Origin of the sequence: Bradyrhizobium sp. G127 (genome assembly GCF_021502575.1) — a bacterium.
Lineage (GTDB): Bacteria > Pseudomonadota > Alphaproteobacteria > Rhizobiales > Xanthobacteraceae > Afipia.
Genome location: NZ_JAKFGN010000001.1, coordinates 2,501,857 through 2,516,325, shown reverse-complemented (window position 1 = coordinate 2,516,325; position 14,469 = coordinate 2,501,857). Strand labels below are relative to the sequence as shown.

Sequence of the window (14,469 nt, the reverse complement as noted above, 5' to 3'; positions counted from 1 at the left end):
AGCCGGCTCGTTCTTCTTCGCCGAGATGAATCGAACCGTGTCCTCCGAAAGACCCTTCGGCGCCTTCTCCGATTCAATGACTGTCTCGAAACCATAACGGTATTGGTCGACGTCGATCTGGCGAACCCGATCAACCGTCTCTTGTACGGCCGGCATTTTCATCCTCCGCTCGCGGTTTCAAGGACCGCGGTGGACCGCTAAGTTGTATCTGGCCTGAATGCACGCAGTACGTGAAGCTTAGAACTGTTCAAGCCCGATTGATGTGTCATTACGTAATACACCCGAGAGCTTTCTCCAAGCCTCAAGACACCGATCTATGTCCGCTTCCGTCGTGTCCCAGCCCATACTGAGACGTATAGCTCCCGTTATCAGCGCTGGATCGGCGTTCATGGCCCGCAACACATGAGATGGCTGGACCTTGCCCGACGAACAGGCCGATCCGGATGAGACTGCGATGCCTTCCAGATCGAAGCCAATTACAGCGGTTTCCGCCTTCATGCCCGGCGCGGACACCAGCGTGGTATTCGGCAGGCGAGGTACATTGCCCGAGAAGATTACCGCCCCGGGATGGTCCCTGAGACCGCGTTCAAGGCGCGCCTGAAGGGCTTTCGCGCGAGCGGCATTCGCCTCACGGGAAGCCATCGCAGCCTTCACGGCCGCTCCAAAGCCAGCGATTCCTGTCACATTTTCGGTTCCGGCCCGGCGGCCCTGTTCCTGTCCGCCACCTCTGACCTGTGCCTGGAGACCGTAAAGGCCATCCGCTACGATCAATGCCCCTGTTCCCTTGGGGCCGCCGACTTTATGCCCAGAAACCGTGAGAATGTCTGCGCCCAATTCATTGATATTAATCGGCATTTTCTCAAGTGCCTGGACGGCATCCACATGCAAGAGGCCGCCGACCTCGTGAACCAGTGCCGCGATCTCCGGAATCGGCTGAATCGCACCGGTTTCGTTGTTGGCCAGCATCACCGAAACCAGCGCCGGGGGTTGATCCGCCAGCACGGTTTCCAGAGTGGCCAGATCGACCACGCCCGAGGGCAATACCGGTGCAATCTCGATTGCGTTCTGCGGGAATCGCCCGCCCGCCAGCACCGACGGGTGCTCGATGGCCGAAACGATCAGTCGCCGCACCGCCTGCCCGTTGCCACGGCGCAAACCGGGCGCCAACGCCAGCGCATTGGCCTCGGTTCCACCGGACGTAAAGACGACGTTACGAACATCGCCTCCAACTGCCGCAGCCACCGCGGCGCGCGCATCCTCGATTAGTTTCCGCGCCGCACGGCCCTCGCTATGGACAGACGATGGATTGCCGCTGACATCGAACGCAGCCAGCATCGCGCTGCGGGCTTCAGGCCGCAGCGGCGTGGTTGCATTCCAGTCGAGGTAGACCCGCTTGCGCATGATGTCGGACGATCCGGTTCAATCTGAAGGCTTTAGCCGACAATTGCATGAAAATAAGCAGCAATTCGGGCCTTGGCCACCCGCGCGGACTGCTCAATATGCTTGCTTTTCGCCCCTTGCCCCATGCTAGAACGCGGCACACCCGTTCATCGCGCCGCGCCGCGCGCCTGACAACACGCGAAAGCCATCCCGTTTGCATCGGCCCGCCGGCCTGCACAACGATGCTTCAAAGGAATTTTGATGCCTGAGGTTATTTTCACCGGCCCTGCCGGCCGTCTTGAAGGCCGCTATCACCCGGCGAAGCAGAAGAACGCGCCGATCGCGATGGTGCTGCATCCGCATCCGCAATTCCAGGGCAACATGAACCACCCGATCGTGTATCAGGTCTATTACGCGTTCGTGGCGCGCGGCTTCTCGGTGCTGCGCTTCAACTTCCGCGGCGTCGGCCGCAGCCAGGGCAATTTTGACCACGGCACCGGCGAATTGTCCGATGCAGCGTCGGCGCTCGACTGGGCGCAGACTATTAATCCCGAAGCCCGCGCATGCTGGGTTGCCGGTTTCTCGTTCGGCGCATGGATCGGGATGCAGCTGCTGATGCGGCGTCCAGAGGTCGAGGGTTTCATCTCGATCGCGCCGGAGCCGAACCGATACGACTTCTCGTTTCTCGCGCCCTGCCCGTCGTCCGGCCTGATCGTTCATGGCGACAAGGACATCGTGGCTCCGGCCAAGGACGTCACCACGCTGGTCGAGAAACTGAAGACGCAAAAGGGAATCGTGATCGACCAGCAGATCATTCCGGGCGCCAATCATTTCTTCGTCGACAAGATGGAGCCACTGATGGAGTCGGTGACATCCTATCTCGACATGCGCCTCGCCAACGTGCGCTGACGACCGTCTCTTTCTCAAATGAAAATGGCGCGGACGATTTCTCGTCCGCGCCATTTTTTATAACTGGACCAGCGCCCTTAAGCAGCGGCACGCTGATCCAGTTGGGAAAGATACGATTTGTGCTTCTTCATGAAGGCCCGCAGCAGCGCCGGATATTCGGCGCTCACTGCTTCGCGGACGGACGCGCGCTCGCGCAGACTGTCGCGCCAGCGCGCGATCTTCGGCTTGTTGGCGAGAATGCCGAAATCGCCGATCTCATCGATCGTATCAAAGTAACGAAACACGGGTGCGAACACAGCATCGACCAGCGAAAAGGATTCGCCGTCGAACCACGGCGCAGCGACGAGCCGCGATTCAAGCCGCTCGAATTTCTCGGTGGCCTGCTTCACCTTGACGTTGAAAGCCGCTTCATCGGTGACGGTCTCCAGACCCCAGACATCGCCCAGCACAGCCGAGCCGAATTCCATCCAGGCCCGATGCTCGGCGCGAGTCAGCGGGTCTTTCGGATGCAACGGCTTGGGCTGGGTTTCCTCGAGATATTCGAGGATGACCGCGGATTCGAACACCACCTTGTCACCGACTTGCAGCACCGGCACCTTGCCGAGCGGCGAGATTTTCAGGAACCAGTCGGGCTTGTTGTCGAGGTCAATGTCGATGCGCTCGAACGGCACGCCCTTCTCTTTCAGAGAGATCACTGCGCGCTGAACATACGGACAGAGCTTGTGGCTGATGAGCTTGAGGATCTCGGTCATTGGTTGTCTCCGCCGCGAACGCTGCGGATCGCTTTCGTCACCCGGCAACGCGTCACGCGGACCACGCCGCGCGCACTGAAAAACAGCTGGGTGGCCAGAAACATGGCGTCGGCGATCTGCATAAAATTCTCGATTAATGCATTTGCATCTTTATAGGCGGAGACATCCCACGCGTCAAGTTTCATGCAGCTGCATGAAATCACGGTTTTGCGAGGACGCCCCCGGTCAACGGTGCGGGCACACCGGTGGTTCCCGGAAACGTCAGCGGCAAGCCCTTAAGGCTCCGGGCAGCCATATAGGCGAACGCCTGCGCCTCGATAGCGTCGCCGGACCAACCGAGATCGTTCCCACGCAGGACAGCAGCCGGTGCCAGGCGCTCGGTCAGCATGCGCATCAAAGTCGGATTGTTCGCGCCACCGCCAATCACGATCCAGCTTGCGGGAATCTTCGGCAACGCCGCCGCAATCATCGCAATTGAAGCCGCACTAAATGCCGTCAGCGTCGCAGCGCCGTCTTCCGTCGTCATGCCATCGACGCTCAATGCCGCGAAGTCATTCCGGTCGAGTGACTTCGGTGGCGGCTTGGCGAAAAACGGACGGCTTAATCCGCGCGCGATCCAGTCGACATCCACACGGCCATTCGCCGCTGTGCGGCCATCGCGATCCACGGCTTCGCCTGTCCTGCGCAACATGAAATCATCGAGCAGCGCATTGCCGGGGCCGCTATCGCAGGCGATCAGCATTTCACCATCTATATAAGTGATATTGGAAACGCCGCCGATATTCACCACAACCGTCGGGCCCGCGCGATTCAACATCCGCATCAGCGCGCGATGATAGACCGGCACCAACGGCGCGCCCTGCCCGCCCGCCGCGACATCGGCCGCGCGCAAATCAAACACCACTGGAATGCCAAGCGCCTTCGCGAGCGCGTGGCCATCGCCGATCTGCACCGTCAGCTTCTGTTCGGGGCGATGCAGCACCGTTTGTCCATGAAAGCCGACGACATCGATCCCGTCACGCGACAGATTGTTTGCTTTCAGAAAACTCACGACGGCTTCGGCATGCGCGTGTGTCACCAACGATTCAGCCTCGGCGAGAACGCCTGGACGCGCATCGCGGGCCGTCATCGCGATAGCGTCCAAAAGCGCTGTGCGCAGCAAATCGCGCTCGCTGTTTGAATAAGGGCGATAGCCCGTCGGACCGAACGCGCCGATCCGCTCGCCGTCCGTCTCGATCAGCGCGACATCGACCCCGTCAAGGGATGTGCCGCTCATCAGGCCGATCGCGTTCAGCAAGGGCTTCTCCTTCGGGCAAAAAGCCCTCATTCGCTCGGTTGAATCCAACGCCGGACCTGATACACCACAGGCCCAAATAAACGCTAAATAGCTCGCCCCCAAAGAGTGCCTTCATGAGCGCCTACAAGTCCGATTTCCTCAACATTCTCGCCAGCCGCGGCTTCATCCACCAGATTTCGGATGCCGCCGGGCTCGATGCGCTTGCCGAGAAAGGCGACGTAAAGGCTTACATCGGATACGACTGTACCGCGTCATCACTCCATGTTGGCCACCTGCTCTCGATCATGATGCTGCACTGGCTTCAGCACACCGGCAACAAGCCCGTTGTGCTGATGGGCGGCGGCACCACCCGGGTGGGCGATCCGTCCGGCCGCGACGAAACCCGCAAGCTGCTCACCTACGAGCAGATCGACGCAAACAAGGAATCGATAAAGGGAACTTTCAACAGGTTGCTGCGCTTTGGGCCGGGTAAAAACGACGCCGTGATGGCCGACAACGCCGAGTGGCTCACGACACTGAACTACATCGAAATGCTGCGCGACATCGGGCGGCACTTCTCGATCAACCGCATGCTGACCATGGATTCGGTGAAAATGCGGCTGGAGCGCGAGCAGGAACTGTCGTTCATCGAATTCAATTACATGATCCTGCAATCCTACGATTACGTCGAACTGTCGCGACGCTATGGATGCAATCTGCAAATGGGCGGCTCCGACCAGTGGGGCAACATCGTCAACGGCATCGATCTCGGCCGTCGCATGGGCACGCACCAGCTTTACGCGCTGACATGCCCGCTGCTGACGACATCATCAGGCGCCAAGATGGGCAAGACAGCGGCCGGCGCGGTGTGGCTCAACGCTGATCTGCTCAGCCACTACGATTACTGGCAGTTCTGGCGCAACACCGAGGACGGCGACGTCGAACGCTTCCTGAAATTGTTCACGCTGCTACCGCTGGACGAGATCGCGAAGCTCGCCGCGCTCAAGGGCCAGGAGATCAACGAAGCCAAGAAAGTGCTCGCGACGGAAGCCACGGCGCTGATCCGTGGCCGTGAAGCGGCCGATTCTGCATCGGAGACCGCGCGCAAGACGTTCGAAGAAGGCACCATCGCCGGCGATCTTCCGACGCTGGAAATTCCGCGTGCTGAACTCGACGCGGGTGCGTCCGTGCTGGGGTTGTTCGTCAAGGCGGGGCTCGTGGCCTCCAACGGCGAGGCAAGGCGTCAAATTAAAGGCGGCGGCCTGCGCGTCAACGACGTGGCGATTGCCGATGAAAAGATGGCGCTGATGCCAAAGGATCTCACGTCGGAAGGCGTAGTGAAGCTGTCGATGGGCCGCAAGCGTCACGTCCTGCTGAAGCCTGTGTAAGCCAGCCGCATTCAGTTCTGGCGCAGCATCGTCATCATGGTCGCCGACATGGTGGCGATCAGCTTCTCGCGGCCATCGTCGTTGGCGAACGCGCGGCCATCCACGATCACGAGCGTGCGGCCCGGCTTCACGACGCTGCCTACAAAGCGGAACGACTGCCCTTTCGCCGGGGCCAAAAGGTTGATCTTGAATTCGACGGTGAGAATATCGGCCTGCGCGGGCATCAGCGTGTAAGACGCCAGGCCGCAGGCGGTATCGAGCGCGGTCGAAATCGCGCCGGCATGCAGAAAGCCGTTCTGCTGCGAGAACTTCGCATCATACGGCATGTGCAGTTCGAGCGTTCCCGGCTCCATCCGGACCAATGAAATTCCGAGCGTCGCCATCGCCGGCTGGTTGGCGAAAGTCCGCCGCACCCGCGCCTCGTAATCGGGATCCTGAGCCTGAAATGCGCTCATTGCTGATTGGGAGTACTAAAATCCGCAGGAGCGTTCTGCCTGCCGGTGTTGAAATCGAAGATCTTGCGGAACACCCCGGGTGCCATCGCCGAAATCGGATTGACCCGAAGAACCGGCGCGCCGGGGGTACCGACAACCTCGTAGGTGATACCGATCAGGCCTTCATTGCTGCCGCCGCCGAGGAACAGGCCGACGATCGGAATCTGGCCAAACATGTTATTGAGACCGTAGAGCGGAACGAATGTGCCGCTCATCTTCACCTGATTAACTGGATAATCGATAACTCCTTCGATCGTCGCCCCGATTGTCGGACCGCGAAGAACGCCATCCTTGACCCGCAGTTGACCGGTATGTCGGGTGAATTCCGCTCGCATGCCGGAAAAACCAACGCCCTGTGGGTTGGCTCCCGGGGCATTGGCCACTGCGCGGTCGAGCGCAGCTTCACCCTTGATCGTGAAGTCACGAACGTTGAGCAAGCCCTCCTGCGGAGAGAGGTCGGACGTCGGCGGATCCACCGCGACCCACATCTTGCCGCCGCTCATCTTGGCGTAGATGTCGGCGAACCTGAAAAAAGCACCTGCATCGGCTGTCTCAAGGTACATGACATCGCGTCCCTGCCCCTGTCCCCGGCCGCGCATGTCGCCCATCACCGCCGTGTCACGTCCCAACTTGCCATTGAGCGAAAACGTCCTGATCGTTCCGTTGCGTCGAGACAGCTTCAGATCAACGCTGCGAACCGCTTCACCATAAAAACCAGCCAGCGCCCCAAGTTTGGCGTCGATATCGAGATCGATATTTTTCGATTTTTCCTTGGCGGTCTGATCCCTGCCGGACATTGCGCTCTTGATGAAACCGCGACCATCGAACACCTCGCCGCGCATCGTCACTTTCATCGTTCCGTCCTGTGCGCGCTCAGCCTTCAGGTTGGCCTTATCGCCTTCCGAGGGCGCGAACGTCGGGAACGACACGTTGACCAGATCGTTCTTGTCATCGACCTCAAGGAATCCCTTGATAAGCGTACCATTGCCCTCGATGACGATGTCCTCGAAGCGCGTCCCTTGAGGTTTCTGGACCACATTGAATGTCATCTTGGTGGTCTTGCCCGCGACCTTGGTCCAGCCGGGCAGCAGGTTGTCGATTCGCGCAGCGGTCAGATCGGCCTCGACTCCAAAGCGGTTATCGCGATTATCGCCCTCGCCGCCTGCGATCTTGCCGCTGAGCTTGATGGGAATGGCGCCGCTGATGCTCGAGCCCAGATCGACACCGAGGCGCGCGCGGGCCGCGTCGTCGAGAACGGCCGCAACCTTCACGTCCGCATCACCATCGTTGTTCTTGCGGTAGTCAAGCGCCGCAGGCTGGCCGCCGATCTTGACGTCGCCCTTCACCCGGTAGCCCTGATTGTCGGCTACGACCTTGAGCGAACTCGCCTCAAGTTTCTGGTTCAGCGCGAGCTTGTCGACCGCCAGCGCGCCGAGATCGAGATTTACCGAGTAGGTCGTATCCGCCTTTGTCAGCGCGTTCTTCAACGGCATGGCAAGCGTGACAATAGCGGAAATCGTACCCTTGCTCGAATTGGGATCGATTACGGTGTCGCCGACATCGCGCAGCCGTTCCGATTGCAGGATTTCCGCAGCAGCAGGCACCGGCCCATCGAGACGGAAGCGCACACGCGTCGGCGCGGGTTTGGGCGCCAGGTCCGGCACTTCGAACACCAGGTCGGAAATGCTCAACCTCCGGCCTGCGGGCGTGTCCACGGCGCCCTGTCCTACCGTAACATTGACTGTTCGTCCGCTGACACGTCCCTTCATGTCGGCATCGCGGACGGACGGCATATCATCCACGGGCCGGATGGTCAGGCCGCTCGCGGCGAAATTCACCGACAGGCCCTCGTCCGGAATCGGCGGGCCGCCGCGCACCAACGTATGCACTGGCGCATTCACGGCAACGTCGAGCCGCTGGATCATGCCGCGATCGACGCGCTCCGTCAGCCATTCACGAACTTCAGGCGTAACTAGCACAGGCCAGATCCGCTTTAAGACCGAGACCGGCATCGGCGTGGCGGCCAGCCCGAGTGTCAATCGCGGTTCGCCGGAATAGTCGATGCTCCCGGAACCAGCGATCCCGATCTCGCCGTTGCTGATATCGCACTGGGTCATCAGCACGCGACGGTTCTCGGTGTCAAACCGCAAACGGATGGCGATGCGGTTGAAGATCGAGGGACTCTCACCGTTCTCTCCGGCCAGCAGGATCGTTCCGCCGCTGAAGCCCAATTGCCAGTTCGGTATGCTGTCGTTTGGCGGCTCGAGGTGCGCGAGCATCGTGATACGGTTGGCGCCTGCATAAACATGAAACGGCGCCACCATGACGCGGCGGCCGGCATCCCATTCGACCCGCGCGTCGGCGTGGTCTATCACCATGGGATAATCCGGTACGTTCAGATCGACGATCGTGCCCTTGCCGGCGACGAACTCGCCGCGGAAAAATGTCGGAAGACCGTCGCGGCCGATCTCGCCTTTGAACTCGCCGCTGAGCGGCATGTCCGCGGCGTAAGTAAAATCCTTCAGCCGGGCCGCGAGCAGCAGGTTGTTGGCCGGAACCTTGTTAGCGCTGATCTCAATGGACCGCACACCGTTCGAAGGTGCGCCGGCGGCAAGCTTGAGCTCCCAGCCGTTCTTGCCCTCTTCACCGACGCTCAGCGCCGCGCCTCCGCCGAGCGGGCGCCGCAGACTTAGGCTGATATTCTTGAAATTGAGAACGCCGCCGTTGCGCTGGTCCTCGACCGTCAGCACGCCGTTGCGCAATCCGATTTCGTTGAGACTCTGACCATCGAGGCCGTTGGCGCTGAGGCTGTCGAGCCAGTCGAGCGCGGCAATCAACCCCCCGGCGCCGTTTGAAGATGCGGCGGACGCGGCAGGTACCGTGGGTGGCGGAGCCGGCGAAGCCTGGAACGGCAACGGCGGTGGACCCGACGACGCCGGCACAGCGGATTTGACCGGGACTTTGCCCGTCGCGAGCGGGCTGTTGCTTTGCCCTGTCGAAACAATCACGCGGCCATCGGGCGTGATCCGCACCGCAAGCTCCGCACCGACGAGACGAAGCGTTTCAGCCCGAAGGTGCCCCATCAGCAGCGCAGTGCCGGAGAGCCGGACCTCGGCCTTGGGCGCACTCGCGACAATGTTCCGCGCGTGATCACGGACGATGATGTCGCGCAGCCGGACTGCAATCCTGATGCGGCCGGCGCGCTCGATCTGCGTGCCGCCAACTTCAACCTTGTGATCGTGTCCGAGATTTTCCTCGATAGCGGATGCCAGCCACGGGGTCATGACATCGAGATTGACCGGCCCCGCGCCGAGACGCAGCCACAGCGCTCCAAAAGCGGCGGCGGAGACCACGCCGAGCGATGCGAGGACGATCGCGGCTCGTCCAAGCCAACGGCTGCCACCCAGCCAGCGCCGCGTCCCGCGAAACCAGTCTGTAACCCTGTGCACACCGAGGCTTGGCCTATTCAGGAGCTTGATCGCCCGGTCACACGACGCTGCATCGTCATGGTGATTCCACCCGGAATCGTCCCAATGCCGGTGCTCGTCGACGGCCTTCGCGAAGGCTTTCTGGGGCTCGGAACTCGACATTGCCTCTCGGTACTGATGTCAGCCTGGCCGCCGCCGGGCGTCGAATGAAAGATTCGCGCCGCCGGAGGCGATGCGGCCAGACTAAAGGTCCAGTCTTAGTTTATTGTATCGTTCGTTGTTCGACCGCTGGCCGGAGAGAGTCGCAGATTCAATAGATTGGCTATCACCATACCTCGGGGACGTCCGAATTGCCCAGCCGGAGGCCGCCGTTCTGGCAACCCGCTGCGAACCCCACAAACTTCAAAATATCCTGCTGAAAGCGACGAAAGGAAGGCGTATGTCCAAGAAAACCCGTGAGAAATCGTCCAGATCGGCCTCAAAAACGGGTAGCGCGAAAGCCAAGACGGCCAAACGCAGTGCGACGAAAAAGCCCCGTGCATCCGCGGCAGGAAAAACCGCCGGTACCGCCTCAAATAAGCAGGGCACAACGGCAAAAAAGACGCCTGCAAAAATCGCGAAGCGTTCGGGGAGCAAGGCTGCATCAGCGAGGAAATCTACCGCAACCAAGCCACAGAAGAAGCCCGCCCCCAGTCGCTCCGCCTTGGCCGCGACGCTGAACGAGGGTGATGTGGCACCGGCATTTTCGCTTCCGCGCGATGGCGGACGACTCGTGTCACTGGCGGAGTACGCCGGACGGAAGCTCGTGATCTTTTTCTATCCCCGCGCCAATACCCCGGGATGCACGCTAGAGGCGATAGCGTTCAGCCGCCTGGCAGACGCCTTCGCCTCGGCCCGGACCGGGGTCCTTGGCATATCGGCCGATCCCGTAACCGCGCAGGAATCCTTTCGAGACAAGCACGACCTGACCGTTCCGCTGGTTTCCGATGAGCCTCTCGGGATGCTGAAAGCCTATGGAGTTTGGGGCGAAAAATCAATGTACGGCAAGACGTTCATGGGGATTTCTCGCACAACGGTTTTGATCAACGGCAACGGCAAGATCGTGCGAATCTGGCGCAATGTGAAAGTCGATGGGCATGCCGAGGAGGTCCTGGCCGCGGCGCGCGCCGCATAGAAACGCGCCGCCGTTTCCCGAAAATTAACCATGAACGGTTCAAATCGCGCTCTGTAATTCAGTCGTCCGGAGCATGTTCCGGGCGGCGCAGGAGTGCTGATGTCACACCGTTCCGGCCACTATTCCGAACATACTCACCACCATGGTACCCCTCAACACGGGAAGGTGCAGCAGCGGAAGCAGGCACACGGGCATCATCGCCCCGACCGCAACGGCTACACTCTGGTCCACCACGGCAAGGCGGTACGCTTCGGGCCCGTGGTGTTCTGGATCGTGGCAGGATCCATCATCGTCATGGGCGGATGGTCCGCGGCGACGGCAACCTACTTTGCCTTTCGCGACGATGTCCTGACCCGGCTCATCGCCCGTCAGGCAGAGATGCAATACGCCTACGAGGATCGCATCGCCGAGTTGCGGGCCCGCGTCGATCGCACCACCAGCCGCCAGTTGCTCGATCAGGAGCAATACGACCAGAAGCTCAACCAGATCATGCGGCGGCAGGCGCTGCTCGAACAACGCGCTGCGGCGCTCAATGCAATGCCGGACACTGCGGTCACGGGCTCTATCAAACCCGCTTCGCGCGCGCCGCTCGCGAGCGAAGCAGGCTCGACCGGAATTCCCAAGCCGTCGCCGATCAACGATACCGTGATCTTCGTCACCCCCCCGGATCGCGAAGCGCGGCTCGAGTCGCGCGCGCCCGCGTCCGTCAAACAGCGTACCGACTTTGCCCAGTCCCAGGGCGTCGACAATGCTCTGGTGAACTTGCAGACTGCGCTCGACAAGGTGGAAGGCCGCCAGATCGCGACGCTCAGTTCGGTGGAAGAGAGTTACGAGTCGCGGATGCGCCGGATGCGCGGCGTCATCACCGATCTCGGCCTCGACTTGGCGCAGCTTGAAGCGGCCGCTCCCAAGGGTGGCATAGGCGGGCCGTTTGTGCCGGTCATCAAGCCTTCGTCGGATGCGGGCGCATTCGAGCGGCAGCTTTACCGGATCAACCTCACCCGCGCGCAGGTGGACAAGCTGACCCGCACCCTGTCGCTGGTGCCATACCGCAAGCCGGTGATCGGCAACGTCGAGTTCTCATCGGGTTTCGGTGTTCGCAGCGATCCCTTCCTTGGCCGTCCAGCGATGCACACCGGGCTGGATTTCCGCGCCGCGACGGGCGATCCGGTCCGCGCGACAGCGAATGGCAAGGTGGTCAATGCCGGATGGGCGGGCGGCTACGGCCGCATGGTGGAAATCGATCACGGCAACGGGCTGTCGACCCGCTACGGTCATCTGTCCGAGATTGGCGTCAAGGTCGGCGAACAGATCAAGATCGGTCAGGTGATCGGCGCCGTGGGGTCTACCGGGCGTTCAACAGGCCCTCACCTGCACTACGAAACCCGGATCGACGGCGATGCCGTCGATCCGCAGAAATTCCTGCGCGCCGGCGTCCGGTTGACCCAGGGCTAGGTTGTCGCGGCTCGGCTCAGGCCACCCCGGAGCGGCGGAGCAAACGAAACACACGTCCATCCATCACCAACAGCGCGCTCCCGATGATCAGCGCGCCGACGATTTCGCGAACTTCGATTCTCTCGTCGAGGAAGAAGTATCCGAGAAGGATTGCGCTGACAGGGACCAGCAGCGTCACCAGCATGACGTTGCTCGCCCCGGAACGAACCACGATCTGAAAGAAAATGATGAAGGCGAGCGCCGTCGAGAGCGACGCCAGTCCAAGAATTGCCAGCCATGTCATAAGGCCCGGCATCTGGAGTTGCCACGGACGGTCGATGACGCTCGCCAGAACGCACATCATCACGCTCGCAGAGATCAACTGAAACGCCGCCGTCCCGATCGGCGCACGACCAGCCAGTTTTCGTGTGGCCCACAAGGCCGAAAATCCGAAACAAAGGGTCGCGCCAAGACACAGCGCGATACCGATGCTCTGCCGCGATGTGATGTCGACGTCGTAGCCTTTCAGGACGGCGACGCCGAGCAGACCGAGCACCACACCTGCGACGCGGCGAAAGATCAGTTTCTCCGCACCGAACGCCGCCGCAACCAGCACGGTGAATACCGGCGTGGTTGCGTTTAAAACGGACGTCGTCCCGCTCGGCAGATAGGTCTGCGCCATCACGAGTAGTGAAAACGGGATTACGTTGTTGATAAGCGCCATCACCGCATAAGGCTGCCAGCCTGCAATACCCTTGGGAAACCTGATGCCGTTGCTCCAGAGCAGCGGCAGCAGAATCAGCGACGCGATCGTGACTCGCAGGAAGATCAGCGTCAGCGGCGGCAGCTCCTTGAGCGCCACGCCAGTGAAAAAGAACGTGCCGCCCCAAAGCATCGACAGAAAGACCAGCCGCGCCCAGTCGCGCGCATCGATCTGCAATTCAATCTGAGAGGTTTCAGTCCGCACTTGTGTCATGACGCACAGGCATACGCGGGGAGGCGACGCGAAACCACCCGCTTACCGGCAACCCGGATGTGCGTCCGGAGCGTTTGCGAAGGCGCTAGTCAACGTCCTCGACAGCGCCTGGCGAGATGCCGAATGCTTTTTGCGCCAAAGTCGCGGCCATGAATTCATCCAGATCGCCGTCGAGCACGCCCGATGTGTCGGATGTCTGCACGCCGGTGCGCAGATCCTTCACCATCTGATACGGCTGCAGCACATACGACCTGATCTGATGGCCCCAGCCGATGTCGGTCTTGGCGGCCTGATCGGCGGCCGCCTTCTCCTCGCGCTTTTTCAACTCGATCTCATAGAGACGTGCACGCAGCATGTCCCACGCCTGCGCTCTGTTCTTGTGCTGCGACCGCCCCGCCTGACAGACCACGGCAACGCCAGTCGGAATATGGGTGAGACGCACCGCCGACTCGGTCTTGTTGACGTGCTGGCCGCCCGCGCCGCCGGAACGCATCGTATCGGTGCGCACGTCGGATTCCTTGATATCGATCTTGATGCTGTCATCGACCACCGGAAAGATCGCCACGCTCGAAAACGACGTGTGCCGCCGCGCGTTGGAATCGAACGGTGAGATGCGCACCAGCCGATGCACGCCAGCCTCGGTCTTCAGCCAGCCATAGGCATTATGCCCGCTGATCTGAACAGTCGCCGACTTGATGCCGGCTTCTTCGCCTTCGGTCTCTTCGAGATATTCGACCTTGAAGCCGTGCTTCTCCGCCCAGCGCGTATACATGCGCAATAGCATCGACGCCCAGTCCTGGCTTTCGGTGCCACCCGCACCGGCATGGACTTCAAGGTAGGTATTGAACTTGTCCGCCTCGCCGGAGAGCAAGGCTTCCAGTTCCTGCCGCGCGACGTCCTTTTTCAGCGCCTTGAGGGCATTCTCTGCCTCGGCGACAACACCCTCGTCCTTCTCGGACTCGCCAAGTTCGATCATGCCGACCTGGTCTTCGAGCTCGCGTTCGATCTTGCCGAGGCCGGTAAGCTGCGACTCGAGCGAGGTCCGCTCCTGCATCAGCTTCTGGGCTTTCTGCGGATCGTTCCAGAGATTGGGGTCTTCAGCGAGGGCGTTCAGTTCGGCGAGACGCGCCGTGGCAGCATCGACGTCAAAGATGCCTCCTCAGCAGCCCGGCAGACTGCTTGATCTCTTCGACAAGGCGTTCGATTTCAGGACGCATGACAATTCCAGCTTGCGGTAAAAACCGCGATTCAAATGGTG

General features: G+C 61.0%; 12 protein-coding genes and 1 pseudogene. 4 read left to right on the top strand and 9 right to left on the bottom strand.

Features of this window, described 5'->3' with window-relative positions:
- Nucleotides 1-156 (bottom strand): annotated as a pseudogene (locus tag LVY71_RS11900) (Fe-S cluster assembly protein SufB); the annotation flags it as partial.
- 81 nt (nucleotides 157-237) lie between these two features.
- Nucleotides 238-1,401, bottom strand: coding sequence for a cysteine desulfurase family protein (locus LVY71_RS11895; RefSeq protein ID WP_235099962.1), 1,164 nt, complete (start codon nucleotides 1,399-1,401; stop codon nucleotides 238-240).
- Between the two features lie 240 nt (nucleotides 1,402-1,641).
- Here LVY71_RS11895 and LVY71_RS11890 point away from each other — a divergent pair, with 240 nt between their 5' ends.
- Entirely contained in the window at nucleotides 1,642-2,289 is a 648-nt protein-coding gene (locus tag LVY71_RS11890) for an alpha/beta hydrolase (RefSeq protein WP_235099961.1), read from the top strand.
- Between the two features lie 77 nt (nucleotides 2,290-2,366).
- Here LVY71_RS11890 and LVY71_RS11885 read toward each other — a convergent pair whose 3' ends face one another.
- The 3 genes from LVY71_RS11885 to LVY71_RS11875 are packed head-to-tail and all read right to left on the bottom strand — an operon-like array spanning nucleotide 2,367 to nucleotide 4,338.
- Nucleotides 2,367-3,041: a glutathione S-transferase family protein gene (locus LVY71_RS11885; protein WP_235099960.1), complete on the bottom strand. Its 675-nt coding sequence runs from the start codon at nucleotides 3,039-3,041 to the stop codon at nucleotides 2,367-2,369.
- Nucleotides 3,038-3,226 (bottom strand): hypothetical protein, encoded by a 189-nt coding sequence (locus LVY71_RS11880; protein WP_235099959.1) that lies wholly within the window; start codon nucleotides 3,224-3,226, stop codon nucleotides 3,038-3,040. Before LVY71_RS11880 ends, LVY71_RS11885 begins: the two co-directional genes overlap by 4 nt.
- Nucleotides 3,227-3,240: 14 nt before the next feature.
- The gene (locus LVY71_RS11875; RefSeq protein ID WP_235099958.1) at nucleotides 3,241-4,338 is read right to left on the bottom strand and encodes an anhydro-N-acetylmuramic acid kinase; all 1,098 of its coding nucleotides are present in this window, start codon (nucleotides 4,336-4,338) and stop codon (nucleotides 3,241-3,243) included.
- A 113-nt stretch (nucleotides 4,339-4,451) separates the two neighbouring features.
- Here LVY71_RS11875 and tyrS point away from each other — a divergent pair, with 113 nt between their 5' ends.
- The gene (gene tyrS, locus LVY71_RS11870) at nucleotides 4,452-5,705 is read left to right on the top strand and encodes a tyrosine--tRNA ligase (RefSeq protein WP_235099957.1); all 1,254 of its coding nucleotides are present in this window, start codon (nucleotides 4,452-4,454) and stop codon (nucleotides 5,703-5,705) included.
- Between the two features lie 11 nt (nucleotides 5,706-5,716).
- On the opposite strand, the gene LVY71_RS11865 is transcribed toward tyrS, so the two are convergent.
- Both LVY71_RS11865 and LVY71_RS11860 read right to left on the bottom strand, forming a co-directional pair.
- Nucleotides 5,717-6,160: a PaaI family thioesterase gene (locus tag LVY71_RS11865; protein ID WP_235099956.1), complete on the bottom strand. Its 444-nt coding sequence runs from the start codon at nucleotides 6,158-6,160 to the stop codon at nucleotides 5,717-5,719.
- The gene (locus tag LVY71_RS11860; protein WP_235099955.1) at nucleotides 6,157-9,789 is read right to left on the bottom strand and encodes a YhdP family protein; all 3,633 of its coding nucleotides are present in this window, start codon (nucleotides 9,787-9,789) and stop codon (nucleotides 6,157-6,159) included. The genes LVY71_RS11865 and LVY71_RS11860 overlap by 4 nt, the downstream gene beginning before the upstream one ends.
- Nucleotides 9,790-10,066: 277 nt before the next feature.
- Here LVY71_RS11860 and LVY71_RS11855 point away from each other — a divergent pair, with 277 nt between their 5' ends.
- Both LVY71_RS11855 and LVY71_RS11850 read left to right on the top strand, forming a co-directional pair.
- Entirely contained in the window at nucleotides 10,067-10,801 is a 735-nt protein-coding gene (locus LVY71_RS11855; RefSeq protein WP_235099954.1) for a peroxiredoxin, read from the top strand.
- A 99-nt stretch (nucleotides 10,802-10,900) separates the two neighbouring features.
- The gene (locus LVY71_RS11850) at nucleotides 10,901-12,256 is read left to right on the top strand and encodes a peptidoglycan DD-metalloendopeptidase family protein (RefSeq protein ID WP_235099953.1); all 1,356 of its coding nucleotides are present in this window, start codon (nucleotides 10,901-10,903) and stop codon (nucleotides 12,254-12,256) included.
- A 16-nt stretch (nucleotides 12,257-12,272) separates the two neighbouring features.
- On the opposite strand, the gene LVY71_RS11845 is transcribed toward LVY71_RS11850, so the two are convergent.
- Complete coding sequence (locus tag LVY71_RS11845; RefSeq protein ID WP_235099952.1) at nucleotides 12,273-13,211, bottom strand: DMT family transporter; 939 nt, start codon at nucleotides 13,209-13,211, stop codon at nucleotides 12,273-12,275.
- Between the two features lie 85 nt (nucleotides 13,212-13,296).
- Nucleotides 13,297-14,428, bottom strand: a protein-coding gene (gene prfB, locus LVY71_RS11840) for a peptide chain release factor 2 (protein ID WP_235099951.1) whose coding sequence is annotated in 2 segments (ribosomal slippage) — nucleotides 13,297-14,358 and nucleotides 14,360-14,428 — 1,131 coding nt in all. Because the reading frame shifts where the segments join, the coding sequence is not laid out codon by codon here.
- Nucleotides 14,429-14,469: the final 41 nt, after the last annotated feature.